This is a genomic window from Streptomyces platensis (genome assembly GCF_008704855.1).
Taxonomy (GTDB): Bacteria; Actinomycetota; Actinomycetes; order Streptomycetales; family Streptomycetaceae; genus Streptomyces; species Streptomyces platensis.
Window position 1 is genome coordinate 2,770,292 of the sequence record NZ_CP023691.1, and the last position, 13,781, is coordinate 2,784,072.

Consider the following 13,781-nt stretch of genomic DNA (forward strand, 5'->3'; position numbering starts at 1 on the left):
AACGGTGGGGCACCTAGCGGAGCGTCCGTGACGGGCTTGGCCACATCGCGGCAGCAGATAGCTCCCCCTCAGCCACGGATCAGGGTCCCGGTCCGCTCACGCTCCTGCATTCGTGACGGTGGCGGTACGGCGGCCCGCCCCTTGCCGGCCCGCATGCCCGGAGTGCTCGGCCGCGACGACCCCACCCCTCCCGTAGCCAGCTTGCTTTTGGCACCCTCGATCGCTGGTTGTCGCCGACGAGAGGCGGCCACGCGTGACATGTGACCATGGGCGCCTGAGACGACCGACCGCTTCCATCTCACCCTCCTCGCCCACCTCTTCGCACTTCTTCGCCGCCCTCGGACTCCCGCCTGGACTCTTGCCGCTGAGCTTCCGGGGGCCTGCATGACTGCTCACTCCGTCCTGGTGGCGGGTGGCTGCGCCGGGCCTCGTGGGGCGGCATCGGCTGTGGTGTCGGGTGGCGGGATTCCTGCTCGGTCGGCGCTGTTTTGAAGGGGGCAAAGCGTGAGGAATCACCCCGGGGCATCTTCAGGTGGCGCGGGGCCGGGGGCCGGGCGGAGCGGGCCGCAGGCAGGAGCGTCGCCCGAGCCCACGAGCCCGCGCCGGCCCGCTAGGCGGGCCGGTGGGGTGTGATTCGTAGCGGCGGCTGCAAGCCGTTGACCTGCGCGCCGGATGCCGAAGGCAAGAGCACCCGCCGACCGAAGCCATGGGCCGAAGGCCGTCCCGCGGGGACCAGGACGCAAGACGTGTTGTCATCGAGGCGCAGGGGTTGCTGCTGTCCTGGCTCGGCTCTCCACGGACTGCTTCAACTGGCAGATGGGTTCCGCGCGACCGGCTTGGGGAGACCGGCAAGGGAATGGCCCCGGGCGAAGCTCCGCAGAGTGCTCCCCCACCCCCTCCTCCCGGCCGAAGGGCGGGAGCTTGATGAGGTAGAGAAACCTGTAACAGGGCCTCTACTTGGTGCTTTGCTCGATCGAGCGGGCATGGATCGCTGCGTGATCGTCAGCACTGATGGAGGCAGTCGTGGTATTGGAATCTGCGGACTTAGCCCGGAACCGCCCCGGGGACGCTGTGCTGAGGAAGCTCATCGAGTTGGAACCCAACGCCGTGAAGCGACTCTTCGCTCGCTGGTCGCGCAATCGGGATGTGCGGAGCTGGGCCAGCGGACTCGTCGGGGAGCGCATCACGGGTCGGCGGTTGGCCAAGTTGGGTTCGCAGTGGAAGGTGCTGCATGCCGTGCAATGGGCGAGCGGCTCGGACATCGATCATCTTGCGGTGGGGCCCACCGGTGTCTTCGCGATCAACTCCAAGCGCCACAAAGGCAAGGAGATTTGGTACGGCGACAGAGCAATCACGGTGAACCGCGTTCCCACGCGGCACATTGCGATCAGCCAGGGGGAAGCGCAGCGGATAGCGCGGGTGCTGACCCGGCATTGTGGGTTCTCGGTGGCGGTAAAGCCCGTGATCGCTGTGGTGCATGTTGCGAAGCTGACCGTCAAGAACGCGGCCCCGCCGGTACTCGTCGTCGAGGAGGTGGACCTGCCGCGCCGACTGGCGGGGATGTCGCCCGTGCTGTCTTGCGACCAGGTCGCGCGCATCTATGAGGTTGCTCGCGACGCAAGGACGTGGGCACGCGGATAGCGGCCTCATGCGTCGAAGGCGTACTCCAGCACATAGGAAGCAGAGTCGAGCGTCATCTCGTTTACTTCCACCGGGTGACCGCCCGCGGCGAAGGCTGTCCGGCACACAAGGATGACGGGAGTGCCCATCGTGAGCTGGAGTGTGTCGGCTTCGTCTTGCGAAGGCATGCGCGAGCGGATTTCTTCACGGAAGTGCACCGGCTTGTGTCCCAGCTCGCCAAGCCGAGCGTAGATGCCACCAGGGCCGGTGTCCTTCTGGGTGATGGGCGAGCCAGCCACGAGATCCGCCGGCAGGTAGCTGGTGGCCAAAAGCACCGGCTTGCCGTCCAATACGAACCGTCGGCTCCGCATGCACACCGCGTCGCCGGTCTGGAGATCCAAGACGTGGGCGATCCGCTCGGGCGCCGACTGCTCGGTGACTGTCACCTGGTCCACTTCGAGCGTCCGGCCGTCGATGTCCGCTGCCCAGATGGAACGGCCGTTTCCCCACTGCTCCTGGGACAGGCGCTTGATGCCCTGGCGCCGCAACGGCCGAAAGTCCCGGACGAAGACGCCAGCACCCTTCCGGGCCTCAGCCAGTCCTTCACTCTGTAGGACGCCGATGGCCTGCCGTGCCGTCATGCGAGCCACCTCATATGTGGCCATGAGGTCGTTCTCACCAGGCAGTCGGTCCCCGGGCCCGTACTCGCCCGCCTCGATCGCTGACTTCAATGCATCCGCGATGCGCTGGTACTTCGGCTGGCGGCTTTTGCCCTGGTTGGCCATGAAATCCACCCTCCTTTCGCTTCTCTAGACAGATTACTTGCAAGTGGAGTCACCGTCCCGCCCGGGTGCCCCGCCCACTGGGATGCACGCGCTCGGAGTGAATCCGTTGACATCTCTAGAGATCTCTAGTTCTCTAGAGATGTGAGTGCAAGTAGCAGCCCCGGATTAAAGGAGAGCTCCATGCCTTCGTTCAAGATCGACACTTCGACCGCTGTCGTGTTCGTTGCGACCGCGCCGACTCCGAAGCTCGTGAACAAGCAGACCGGTGAGATCGCGGTGGACCGGGAGACCGGCGCCAAGATGATGACGGTGGGCCTGCTCATCTCCGATGAGGGTGAGGGGAACCTCTACCAGGTGGCGATCCCGGAGACGGGTGTGCCGGAGAGCCTGAACCCGGGTACACCGGTGTCGGTGGTGGGGCTGAAGGCGCGGGACTGGGAGAACGAGTTCAACGGCCAGAAGCGCCACGGCATCTCGTTCCGCGCGGTGGCCATCACGGCGGGTGCCTGATCATGGCGGACCTGACCACCGTTCTCGAAGCGACCGGCGCCTTAGCGGGTGTGGGTGGCCTCGGCTACGCGAAGGTTCGCGCTCCGCGTGTGTACTGGTCGCTGGTGGGTCTGCCGATCACGTGGGGCCGGTTCACGGTGACGTACGGGGCCACGATGGATGTGTGCGGGCTGACGGTGCGGCCGTCGGGTCTGCGGGCGTTCGTGGTCCGCAATGTCGCCCGCCGGGAAGTCCAGCCGGCCCCGCCCAAGGTCCGTCGCGTCCGGGGTACTTCGACCGGGCTGCGGGTCTTGCTGCGGCTCCCGGCCGGCCTCGAACCGACGGATGTGGCGGCGGCCTCAGAGCGGCTGCGGCACGCCTGGGGCGTCCACTCGGTCAACGTGGTGGAGACCAAGCCGGGTTTCGTCGAGCTGCGGATGACGGGCTATGACGTGCTCAAGCGGGTGCGGATGCCGCGTCGCCTCAGGGCCGGGTCGATGGTCGTGCCGGTGGCTCTGCGCGATGACGGGACCGCGTTCGTGCGCGACTACCGCAAGGTCCCGCACGCGCTGACGCTGGGCGCGAACCAGTCCGGCAAGTCGATGTATCAGCGCAACCTGATCACCGGTCTGGCCAAGCTGTCGGTGGGCTTGGTCGGCATCGACTGCAAGCGCGGGGTGGAGCAGAGTGCCTACGCGCCCCGGCTCTCCGCGCTAGCGACCACACCGGAGATGGCCTCCGAGCTGCTGGATGTGCTGGTCGCGGAGATGGAATCCCGCTTCGACCTGCTCAGCGCTCATGGCGTCTCCGACCTGTGGGACCTGCCCGAGAAGGTGCGGCCGGTGCCGCTGGTGGTCCTCGTCGACGAGGTGGCGGAGCTGTTCTTGACCGCCGCGAAGAAGGATGAGGAACGCCGCGACCGGATGGTCATGCAGATGGTTCGCCTGGGGCAGATGGCCCGTGCGATCGGCATCTACCTGGAGATCTGCGGGCAGCGCTTCGGATCCGAACTCGGCAAGGGCGCCACGATGCTCCGCGCTCAGCTGACCGGCCGGGTCATCCATCGGGTCAACGACAAGCAGACCGCTGAGATGGGCCTGGGCGATGTGGCACCGGAGGCGGTGTTCGCCGTCACCACGATTGCGCCCGACCGGCCCGGTGTCGCGGTGGCCGGTGACTCCTCCGGCGGCTGGTCGCGCATCCGCACCCCGGAAACCTCGCCCGCTGAAGCGGCGGCGGTCTGCCGGGAGCATGCCCACCTCACGCCGGAGCTGCCCGCTCTGGCTCCGTTCCGGCCGGCCGCTCCCGCCGAGCCGATGACTGACGACGCGCCGTCGCTGATCAAGCCCCGGCCCATCACCGACTAACACCCCCGCTCCACGGTCGGCGTGACCGCCTCACGCCAAGTCCCTAGCACCGCCATGCCCAAAACGGGCTCACACGAAGGAGAACAGCCATGGCACGTGACCGCCGCAGCAACAGCGACTCCGCCAAGGACCGCCGCCTGACCGGTCGGCTCCAGAACTCCGCGCAGGCCTACTGCCAGCGCGACGACGCCGACGGCGACTTCGGCTCGGCCGTGCTGAACGGCTGCGTGACCACCAGCCCGAAGGACTACCCGCCCGCCGGCCACGGCTACCCGAGCGACGAGAGCTGACCGCCGTGGCTGCCAAGAAGCCCGCAGCCTGCAAGACGGCTTCGAAGAAGCGGTGCCCGGACTGCAAGGACGTCGGTCAGATCTCCGAAACCTTCCAGGTCGGTGCCCGCAAGAAGCGCGACAGCCCGCACAAGCAGGAGGCGCTGTGCCTGACCTGCTGGGGCTCCGGCGAAGCCCCCACCGCCTGAATCGCCGAGTGCCGGGCGGCGGACGCAAGAGCCCTGCCCGGCCCGGCCCAAATCTGGAAGAAGGAACCGCGATGCGCTCCAAGCTCCGCTTCGACGCCGTGCTCGTTCAGGCCGTGATCGCCGGTGCCCTGTCCTTCGCCCACCTCCACGACATCGCCGAAGCGGCCGGCCAGCACGGCTGGAAGGCATGGGCCTATCCGATCAGCGTCGACCTGCTGTTCGTCGCCGCCTGGCGCCGACTGCGGGCACTGCGCGCTGATGACCGAACGGCCCGCGCCGCCTGGACCTGGTTCGTGATCGCCCTGGCCGCGTCCCTCGGCGCGAACATCGCCACCGCCGGACTCCTCGACCTGGGCGCCGTACCGGCCTGGCTGCGCATCCTCGTCGCCGGATGGCCCGCCCTGGCCTTCCTCGGCGGCACCCTCCTCGCCCACACACCCACCACACCACCGGCAGAAGCAGCACCCGCTGCGGCACCCGCCCCGGTCGATGAGATCAGCGTGGACCGCGCTCCGGAGAACCCTCCGGCACCGCTCCCGCCCACGAACCCGACCGTGGCCGCACCGGAATTGGTGCCTGAGGTGGCCGATGAGCCTGTCGAGCCTGCCCCGGTTGCTCCAGCGCCTGAGCCTGCCCCCGTATCGGTTCCCGCGGTTCCTCCGGCGCTGCTCGATCACGCCCGGAAGATCGCCGACACCCACCACACCGCGACCGGCTCCCCGATCGACCGCGACACCCTGCGCGCCCGGCTCGGCGTTCCGCCCGTGCTCGCTGACGCCATCACCGCTCAACTCGCCTGAAAGGAAGTCTCATGGCTCGGCCGAACCGCTTCTACGACGTGATCCGCATCGGCCCCGTCCAGGTCGGCAGCCACCACGACGGCCGCGGAGGCACCAAGCACACCGCCGCCTGCACCGCGCCCGGCTGCGGCTTCTCCGCCGACTACCGCGACCGCTCTGCCGCCGAACTCGCCGCCCGCACCCACCGCTGCAACCCCTGAGGAAAGGTCCCAGATGTTCACCCCGAAATACCCGGCCCCCGACACCGCCCCGGCTCCGCTCGTCGTGCGGCTCGTCCCGGAGGACGAAGAGCGAGCCTCCACCGCTCTCGCGCCGTCCGCTCAGCCGCAGATGCCCGCGCCGCCCACCCGCCGCACGGTGCAGCTCACCCCGGCCGGTGTGGTCACGGTCGCGGCCGGCGGGACCGCCGTGGTGCTCGTGGTCGGCACGGTCCTGGTCTCCATGCTCCTCGCCGTCGCCCTCACCGCCGTCTCCGTCGCGGTCTGCGCCGTCGTCCTGCGCTCGCTCCTCAACAACCACCGCTGAACGGCCCCCGGGGCGGCCTCGGTCGCCAAACTTCCGCCGCCCCGGGCGCCTGCACCCCTTCCAGACCTCATCGACCCGAAAGGGACTCCCAATGATGCCCGAAGGCGCCACCCGCACCCGTCGCTGCCGCGACTGCGACGGCTTCCCCATCGTCGCCATCACCACCGGCCGTACGACCACCGACGGCTCCCGCCACACCGCCACCGTCGCCTGCCGCACCTGCGACGGCACCGGCACCGTCCACCCGGCGCACGCTCGGCAGGTGAGCCGTGTCTGACCTCACCCCCACCCCCGACTTCCCCGGCATCCGGATCGGCAAGGAAGGGCCCTACGGCCCCGCCTACGCCGACTACGCCTGCCGCTGCGGTCAGAGCGCCGGCACCACCAATGGCGGCAGCGTGGAAGCCCTGGTCGACGAATACACCGACCACAAGAACGCCTGCCAGGGACGGCGGGCATGAACACGGCCCCGCGGAACGGGCTTCGCGTCCTCGACCTGTTCTCCTGCTCCGGCGGCGCCGGCATGGGCTACCACCGCGCCGGCTTCGACGTCGACGGCGTCGACATCGCCGACCGGCCCCGCTATCCCTTCGCCTTCCACCGCGTCGACGCCCTGGAACACCTCGCCCGGCTCATTGCCTCGGGCGACATCGAGCGCTACGCCCTGGTCCACAACTCCCCGCCCTGCCAGGCCAGCTGCGCCCTGACGGTGGGCACCAACCGCTCCCGCGGCTGGGGCGGCGAGCACACCCAGCTCATCCCCGAACTCCGCACGCTGCTCGATGCCTCCGGCCTCCCGTACGTCATCGAGCAACCCAACGGCAAAGCCCCTGTCCGCCCGGACCTGCGCCTGTGCGGAGAGTCCTTCGGCCTCGGCGTACTGCGCCACCGCACCTTCGAACTCGGCCGCTGGGCCACCCCGCAACCGGCCCACCCCCGTCACCGGGGCTACGTACGTGGCCACCGCCACGGCGTCCGCCGCGAGGGCCCCTACGTCGCCGCATACGGCTCCGGGGGCGGCAAGGCCACCGTGCCCGAGATGCAGACCGCGATGGGCATCACCTGGACCGACGTCCGTGAAGAACTCACCGAAGCCATCCCCCCGGCCTTCACCCAATGGATCGGCACCGCCTTCCTCACCTGCCGGCAGGAGGTCCTGCTGTGACCGACTCCGCCACCCTGGCGGGCCTGGACCCGACCACCCTGGGCGATCTGCTCCGGGTGGCCGGGGCCCCCGGCTTCGACCGCTGGCAAGACCAGATCCGCCGCACCGGCGGCTGCTCCGACCCGATCCACCTCACCGGCTCCACCAAGACCCTCGACCCGGCCACCGGCACCGTCCTGCACGCCTACTCCACCGACGTCGAGCCCGGTGGACGACTCCGCCTCGCCTGCGGCAACCGTCGAGCCTCCCGCTGTCCCTCCTGCGCCTGGACCTACGCGGGCGACACCTACCACCTCATCCGCGCCGGCCTGACCGGCAACCCCGACAAGGGCACTCCGGAGACCGTCCGCGACCACCCCCGCGTCTTCGCCACCCTCACGGCCCCGAGCTTCGGCCCGGTCCACAACCGCCCCGGCCACCGCCCGTGCCGCTGCGGCAACCACCACCCCGACGACGCACCCGTACTCGGCACCGCCCTCGACCCGGACACCTACGACTACGCCGGCGCCGTGCTGTGGAACAACCATGCCGGACACCTCTGGCGCTACGTCACCATCTACCTCCCACGCGAGTTGGCCAAGCACGCCGGCCTCACGCAGCGCGCCCTCAAGGAACAGCTCCGCGTCTCGTACGGCAAGGTCGCCGAGTACCAAAAGCGTGGCGCCATCCACTTCCACGCCGTCATCCGCTTCGACGGCCCCGACGGCCCCGACACCGAACCCCCGTCCTGGGCCACCCTCGACCTGCTCACCGACGCCCTACAGGCCGCGGCTGCCCGCGCGGAAGTCGCTCTGCCTGCGGCCGGTGACCAGCCTGCCCGCGTCCTGCGCTGGGGCACCCAGCTCGATGTCCAGCCCATCGGCGCCTTCGGCGGCGGCGAAGACCTCACCGAACAGGCCGTCGCCTCCTACGTCGCCAAGTACGCCACCAAGGCCGCCGAAGCCACCGGCACCGTCGACCGCCGCATCGGTGAACTCGCCGAACTCGACAAGCTCCCCGACCTGCCCGACCACACCCGGCGCCTCATCCGCGCCTGCTGGGACCTCGACGAGCTGTACCCCGACCGGCGCCTCTGGGCCTGGGCCCACATGCTCGGCTTCCGCGGCCACTTCTCCACCAAATCCCGCCGCTACTCCACCACCCTCGGCGCCCTGCGCCAGGTCCGCGCCGACTACCGCGCCGCCCAACAACGCGCCGCCCTCGGCCTGCCCAACCCCGACGACAACCCCAAAGCCACCACGCTCGTCGTCGCCCACTGGACCTACGCCGGCCACGGCCACACCCCCGGCGAATCCTGGCTCGCCGCCAACATCGCCCGCGACATCCAGCACAACCGCGACACCGCACGCCAAGCACGCGCCGAACTCGACAACGAAGAAGGAGACAACCGGACATGACCACCGCCCCTGGACAGCTGCTGACCGTGCCGGAGGTCATGGTGCGGCTGAGGCTCGGCCGCTCGAAGGTCTACGACCTGATGCGCTCCAAGCGCCTCATCTCCATCACCGAGGGCCGCGCCCGCCGCATCCCCGAAAACGCAGTGCAGGACTACATCCGCGACCGGATCGAGGAGGCCGCCTGATGTCGCAGCAGCGCAAGCGCAACCCCAACGGCGCCGGCACCATCACCAAGCGCAAGGACGGCCGCTACCAGGCCGCCGTCTACGTCCTCCAACCCGACGGCACCCGCGCCCGCAAGTTCGCCTACGGCAAGACCTGGGCCGAATGCGACGCCAAGCGGCGCCAACTCCTCGCCAAGGCCGACAGTGGCGTCCCGGTGCCCACCCGCTCGGCCAAGCTCGCCGAATGGCTGCCGTACTGGCTGGAGAACATCGTCCAGCCTCGCCGCAAGCGGACCACGTACGCGAAATACGAGACCCATGTGCGGCTCTATCTGGTGCCCAAGCTCGGCACCAAGCGCCTCGAATCGCTCAGCGTCGGTGACGTGCGTCGATTCCTTCAACAGGTGGAGCGGAAGAAGTCGGCAGCCACCGCCAAGGAATCTCACCGGGTACTTCGCACCGCGCTCATGGCTGCCTGCCGGGAAGAATTGATCACTCGGAACGTCGCCACGCTCGTCGAACCACCGTCGCCGGAATCTCGCGATCTCTCCCCGTGGTCTCTGGACGAGACGTTGGCGTTCCTCTCGGCCTCCAGGCGCGACCCGCTGTACGCGGCCTTCGTGCTCGCCATCGCGCTCGGCTTCCGCCGGGGTGAGATCGTCGGTCTTCGCTGGACGGATGTGGATCTCAACAAACGGGAGATCCGGGTGCGGAAACAACGACAGCGGGTTGGCGGGGAAGCGTACGACGATGATCCCAAGGGCCGTCGGCGTCGCCAGACCCTTCCGTTGCCCGTCATGTGCATCGCGCCGCTTCGGTGGCAGCGCATGAGGCAGGCCAGCATGCGGGAGCGTGCCGGGGAGGACTGGGCGGAGACGGGGTATGTCTTCACGACTCGCACCGGCCGACCGATCGAGCCGCGGAATGTGTACCGGTCGTTCACTCGCGTTGCGAAGAATGCCGGCCTCCGGGTGATCCGCTTGCACGACGCCCGGCACGGCTGCGCCACGCTGCTCACCGCGGCCGGTGTCGCTCCCCGGGTGGTGATGGAGATCTTGGGGCACAGCCAGATCGCGATCACGATGAACACGTACACGCACGTCGTGCAGGACACGCAGCGTGAGGCCGTGAGCCACATGGACCGGCTGCTGAAGCGGCGGCCTGCCTCCGGCTGAACACAGCCGTTGATGTCAATTCCAGATGTCAAAGACCCCCTACCATGATCGATAGGGGGTCTTTTGGCTGGTGGGCACAACAGGATTCGAACCTGTGACATCTGCTTTGTAAGAGCAGCGCTCTACCGCTGAGCTATGCGCCCTTGCCGAGCCGACAGACTACCTTGCCTCCGGGGCTGAACTGCAAACCAGTGCTCGAAGGGCGAACTTACCGGCCGGTGTGTTCGTTTCCGGTGAGTGGGAGAATGACATTCGGTCCTGGGGCGATCCGATCGGGAGAGGGAAGTGACGGCGACAGACACTCAGCCGCATGAGCAGCGAGAACGCCGTCGCGCCCGTAGGGGCCCGGTCCGGGATGTGGTGGCGCTCATGTTGCTGCCGTTGCCGCTGGTGGTGGCGATGGCGCCGTGGTCGTTCGCGGGTGGCGGGACCCGTCGCTGGTTCGGGCGGGGGGAAGGCCAGCGGGCCGACGCGCAGGCCGCGAAGGATGCCGCGGCGGCGTCGTTCTACGAGCTGGACACCGCGCACCGGGATCTGCGGATCTCCATAGAGACGATCACCGCCGTCGACACCTCGCCGCCCGCGCGGAAGGCCGCGGAGGAGTACGAGGGCTTCGGCCGGCGGATCGACGAGGTGAGCCAGGGGTACATCACCGCGGTCGACTCCCACGACCTGGACCGGGACGACCTCGACGGCGCCGCGATGGCGCGGGCGCGGGCCGATCTGACCCGTGCCAAGCAGGAGCTGGACCGGGTCAAGGGCGAGCTGGACCGGTTCGCGCAGGGGCTGGGGCCGCTGCTTCAGTCCGCCGAGACGCAGCTGGCGCGTCTTGCCCCGGCCGTGGAGCGGGCCCGGCAGGCGCTGCTGGCGGCGAGCAATGCGCTGGACGCGGTCCGTGCGCAGGGTCTGAAGGCCGATGATCTCGCGGCCCGGCTGGCGGCGCTCGGGCCGGAGCTGACCAAGCTCAATCAGGGCGCCGGGCAGCATGGCGTACCGGAGACGATCCGGCGCGCCGACGACGTACTGCGCCAGGCCGAGGGAGTACGGACCGAGGCCGAGCGGCTGCCGGGGAAGGCCGCGGAGATCGACAAGCGGCTGGTGTCGCTGCGGACCCGGGCGCAGGCGATCACGACGCGTGCCGGGAAGGTCGACCCGGTCCTCAGCGAGCTGCGGCGGCGGTACAGCGCGGCGTGCTGGCAGGACCTCCAGCAGGTTCCGGAGCAGGCCGCGCAGTCCGTCCAGCAGGCCGAGGTCAAGCTGCGGGAGGCGCAGCAGGCGCGGGACGAGCAGCGCTGGGCGGATGCCACGAGCCGCCTGGCGACCGTACGGGCGCTGCTGGACACCACCAATGAGGCGGTCTCGGCGGCCGGTGACCGGCTACAGCGCCTTGATGCGGTCTCGTTCGACCGGCAGAAGGAGGTCGAGCGGACCCGCTTCGCCGTACGGGACGCGCAGCGGCTGGCGATGAGCGGGCGCAGCACCCCCGATCCACGGCATGCCGGCCCCCTGGACGATGCGGTGGCGCGGCTGGACCGTGCGGTCGCGGGCCTGGAGGGGCGCCATCCGGACTGGTGGCACTTTCTGATGGAGACCGAGGCGGTACGGGAGACGGCGGCCCGGGTGGTGCAGGAGATCCGGGAGGCCAGGGGCGGGGCCGGCGGCTGAGGCTCCCCGCTCGGGGTGTGACCCTGCCGGGTCCGGTGCGCGGGCCGGTGCCGCCGGGCCGGAAGCCCGGCGGGCCAGGAAGGCGGCTCCGTGCTGCCTCGCCACCGGGCGCGATGGCGTGAACCGCTACCCGGGCGGATCCTGGAGTGGAGTACGGCCCAGTCGGCACCTGCGCGAAGGAGGCCGGACATGGCTACTGGGGCTACTGGCCAGACCCTGCACGGGCCCGTGAACCCGCTCCGCCGGGCGAAGCAGCGGCACCACACACGGCTCGACGAGCATCTGCCCGTGGACCACCGGCTCAGCAAGGTCTACCGCATCGGCGCCGGGCTGATGGGCCTGGTACTGATCGCATTCGGCATCCTCGGGCTGACCCACCACATCGGCTACTTCGACACCGGCGGCGACACCGTGGCCGGGCTGAACACCAACGGCACACTGAGCGTGCTCTCGATCGTCGTCGGCGCCATCCTCGTCGTCGGCATGGTGATCGGCGGGAACTTCGCCTCGACCCTCAACATCGTGCTCGGCGGCCTCTTCCTCCTGAGCGGATTTGTGAACCTGGCGCTGCTGGACACCGGCGTGAACTTCCTCGCCTTCCAGATCCAGAACGTCCTGTTCAGCTTCCTGGTCGGGCTGATGCTGCTGGTCTTCGGGATGTACGGGCGGGTCAGCGGCGGCCTCTCCCACGACAATCCGTACTGGCGCGCCCGGCATCCGGAGGAGGCGGAGCAGTTCGACCGCGGACAGCTGCATCCCGTATCCGGCATGACGGCCGCACGGCAGGCGGCACGGGTCAAGATGCAGGGCTCCCCGCATGCCGGGCGCGGTTCGTTCGGCGCCGGCACGAGCGGGAGCAGAAGGCACACCACTGCCCTGGATACCGGCACCCGGTCCGGTGGCGACGCCAAGAAGCCCTGAGCCGGGGCGCGGAGACGTCAGGGCGTACCGAGGTGGGAATGGGGTGCTCGGTACGCCCTGACGGCTGGGTGGAGTGAGGTGGGTGGGGTGAGTGGGATGACTGGAGTGAGTCAGGTACGTCGGGTGAGGTGAACGGGGTCGGTGGGATCCGGTGGGAGCCATCATCTCCACCGTGGCCGGCGTGAGCGGTGTGGCCAGGGCAGCGGGGGCGGCGGGAACGGCTGACGGGGCGCGGGGGGCGGGGCGGGTCAGCGAGAACGGGGAGCAGGGAGCAGACCATGAGCCGTTCGGGGCACGCCGACTCCTCAGGACACAGCGCTCACCATGGGGCGGTCGAAACGCTCGCCAAGCGGATCTTCAAGGGCACCTACGGGGAGGGTGAAAGCCTCGTGCTGCCGAAGGTGATGGCGGAGCTGGACGTGAGCCAGACCGTGCTGCGGGAGGCGATCAAGGTGCTGACCACCAAGGGCCTGCTCGGGGCCGACAAGAAGCGGGGCACGTTCGTCCGCCCCCGGGAGGACTGGAACCTCCTGGACACGGACGTACTGCGGTGGAAGCTGGCGGCCGGCGTCTCATCCGACTTCTTCGCCGATGTGCTCGAACTGCGCCGTTCCATCGAACCGGCGGCGGCCGCGCTCGCCGCGGAACGCCGTACCGACGAGGATCTGGCGGCCCTGGACGCCGCGTTGAGCGAAATGGCCGCGTCCGACAACGATCCGGTGCTGCTCGTGCGGGCCGACGCGTCCTTCCACACGGCGCTGCTGATCGCGTCGAACAACCGCTTCTACGCGCAGATGCACCGGGTGATCGTGCCGGTGCTCGTCCAGCGCGACCGGGCGGTGCTGGACGAACGCGGCGCGTTCGACCACCCGCATGCGATCCATGCCGCGGTCGTCGAGGCCGTACGGAACCGGGATGTGGACGGGGCCTATATGGCGATGCTCGAACTGCTCGATGTGTCCGCGCGGGAGCATCCGTAGGCGCCAGAGCATCTGTGGATGCGGGAGCAGCCGTAGGTGGGGGACGGATGTGGCGGGGGGGCGGACGGTTGTGTTCCGGGGCGGCGTTCGGTTACCGCGGCGACGTGGGTGGGCAGGAGGTCGCGCACAAGGGTCGGCGCATGCGTGGCCGGGGCGAACGGCCGGCGAGGGCCGTACGTTCCGGCTCCTCCGCACGGGCCACGCGCCACGTTCGCGCGCCGCCTGCCGCCGGCGACCCGCCGCACGGCGA

18 protein-coding genes and 1 tRNA gene are annotated in these 13,781 nt (G+C 69.6%); 17 read left to right on the forward strand and 2 right to left on the reverse strand.

Annotated elements, in window-relative coordinates; genetic code table 11:
* Positions 1–1,092 precede the first annotated feature (1,092 nt).
* A complete protein-coding gene (locus CP981_RS12085; protein WP_244329632.1) occupies positions 1,093–1,641 on the forward strand; it encodes a nuclease-related domain-containing protein in 549 nt (182 codons plus the stop codon).
* A 5-nt stretch (positions 1,642–1,646) separates the two neighbouring features.
* On the opposite strand, the gene CP981_RS12090 is transcribed toward CP981_RS12085, so the two are convergent.
* On the reverse strand, positions 1,647–2,405 hold the full coding sequence (locus tag CP981_RS12090; protein ID WP_085926213.1) for a GntR family transcriptional regulator: 759 nt from the start codon (positions 2,403–2,405) through the stop codon (positions 1,647–1,649).
* Between the two features lie 180 nt (positions 2,406–2,585).
* Here CP981_RS12090 and CP981_RS12095 point away from each other — a divergent pair, with 180 nt between their 5' ends.
* From CP981_RS12095 to CP981_RS12155, 13 genes are all read left to right on the forward strand, one after another.
* Positions 2,586–2,915 carry an SCO3933 family regulatory protein gene (locus CP981_RS12095; protein WP_085926212.1) on the forward strand — a complete coding sequence of 110 codons (330 nt, stop codon included), beginning with the start codon at positions 2,586–2,588 and terminating at the stop codon, positions 2,913–2,915.
* Between the two features lie 2 nt (positions 2,916–2,917).
* Positions 2,918–4,261 (forward strand): FtsK/SpoIIIE domain-containing protein, encoded by a 1,344-nt coding sequence (locus tag CP981_RS12100; protein WP_085926211.1) that lies wholly within the window; start codon positions 2,918–2,920, stop codon positions 4,259–4,261.
* Positions 4,262–4,350: 89 nt separating this feature from the next.
* Entirely contained in the window at positions 4,351–4,551 is a 201-nt protein-coding gene (locus CP981_RS12105) for a hypothetical protein (RefSeq protein ID WP_085926210.1), read from the forward strand.
* A 5-nt stretch (positions 4,552–4,556) separates the two neighbouring features.
* Complete coding sequence (locus tag CP981_RS12110) at positions 4,557–4,739, forward strand: hypothetical protein (RefSeq protein ID WP_085926209.1); 183 nt, start codon at positions 4,557–4,559, stop codon at positions 4,737–4,739.
* Between the two features lie 71 nt (positions 4,740–4,810).
* Positions 4,811–5,539 (forward strand): DUF2637 domain-containing protein, encoded by a 729-nt coding sequence (locus CP981_RS12115; RefSeq protein ID WP_085926208.1) that lies wholly within the window; start codon positions 4,811–4,813, stop codon positions 5,537–5,539.
* 11 nt (positions 5,540–5,550) lie between these two features.
* The gene (locus tag CP981_RS12120; protein ID WP_085926207.1) at positions 5,551–5,739 is read left to right on the forward strand and encodes a mobile element transfer protein; all 189 of its coding nucleotides are present in this window, start codon (positions 5,551–5,553) and stop codon (positions 5,737–5,739) included.
* Between the two features lie 13 nt (positions 5,740–5,752).
* Entirely contained in the window at positions 5,753–6,064 is a 312-nt protein-coding gene (locus tag CP981_RS12125; protein ID WP_085926206.1) for a SpdD protein, read from the forward strand.
* A gap of 91 nt (positions 6,065–6,155) precedes the next feature.
* Positions 6,156–6,341 carry a hypothetical protein gene (locus CP981_RS12130; protein ID WP_425282124.1) on the forward strand — a complete coding sequence of 62 codons (186 nt, stop codon included), beginning with the start codon at positions 6,156–6,158 and terminating at the stop codon, positions 6,339–6,341.
* Complete coding sequence (locus CP981_RS12135; protein ID WP_085926205.1) at positions 6,334–6,525, forward strand: hypothetical protein; 192 nt, start codon at positions 6,334–6,336, stop codon at positions 6,523–6,525. Before CP981_RS12130 ends, CP981_RS12135 begins: the two co-directional genes overlap by 8 nt.
* The gene (locus tag CP981_RS12140; RefSeq protein ID WP_085926204.1) at positions 6,522–7,229 is read left to right on the forward strand and encodes a DNA methylase; all 708 of its coding nucleotides are present in this window, start codon (positions 6,522–6,524) and stop codon (positions 7,227–7,229) included. Before CP981_RS12135 ends, CP981_RS12140 begins: the two co-directional genes overlap by 4 nt.
* On the forward strand, positions 7,226–8,626 hold the full coding sequence (gene repSA / locus CP981_RS12145; RefSeq protein ID WP_085926203.1) for a replication initiator protein RepSA: 1,401 nt from the start codon (positions 7,226–7,228) through the stop codon (positions 8,624–8,626). Before CP981_RS12140 ends, repSA begins: the two co-directional genes overlap by 4 nt.
* Positions 8,623–8,811, forward strand: a complete 189-nt coding sequence (locus CP981_RS12150; RefSeq protein WP_085926202.1) for a helix-turn-helix transcriptional regulator — start codon at positions 8,623–8,625, stop codon at positions 8,809–8,811. The genes repSA and CP981_RS12150 overlap by 4 nt, the downstream gene beginning before the upstream one ends.
* A complete protein-coding gene (locus CP981_RS12155) occupies positions 8,811–9,965 on the forward strand; it encodes a tyrosine-type recombinase/integrase (protein WP_085926201.1) in 1,155 nt (384 codons plus the stop codon). Before CP981_RS12150 ends, CP981_RS12155 begins: the two co-directional genes overlap by 1 nt.
* Positions 9,966–10,033: 68 nt before the next feature.
* Here the strand turns inward: CP981_RS12155 and CP981_RS12160 are convergent.
* Positions 10,034–10,108, reverse strand: a tRNA-Val gene (locus CP981_RS12160).
* A 142-nt stretch (positions 10,109–10,250) separates the two neighbouring features.
* On the opposite strand from CP981_RS12160, the gene CP981_RS12165 reads away from it, so the two are divergent.
* The 3 genes from CP981_RS12165 (at position 10,251) to CP981_RS12175 (ending at position 13,531) form a co-directional block, all read left to right on the forward strand.
* Entirely contained in the window at positions 10,251–11,630 is a 1,380-nt protein-coding gene (locus CP981_RS12165; RefSeq protein WP_425282125.1) for a coiled-coil domain-containing protein, read from the forward strand.
* Between the two features lie 189 nt (positions 11,631–11,819).
* Positions 11,820–12,551, forward strand: a complete 732-nt coding sequence (locus tag CP981_RS12170; RefSeq protein ID WP_244329633.1) for a DUF4383 domain-containing protein — start codon at positions 11,820–11,822, stop codon at positions 12,549–12,551.
* Between the two features lie 278 nt (positions 12,552–12,829).
* Entirely contained in the window at positions 12,830–13,531 is a 702-nt protein-coding gene (locus CP981_RS12175; RefSeq protein WP_085926199.1) for a FadR/GntR family transcriptional regulator, read from the forward strand.
* Positions 13,532–13,781 lie beyond the last annotated feature (250 nt).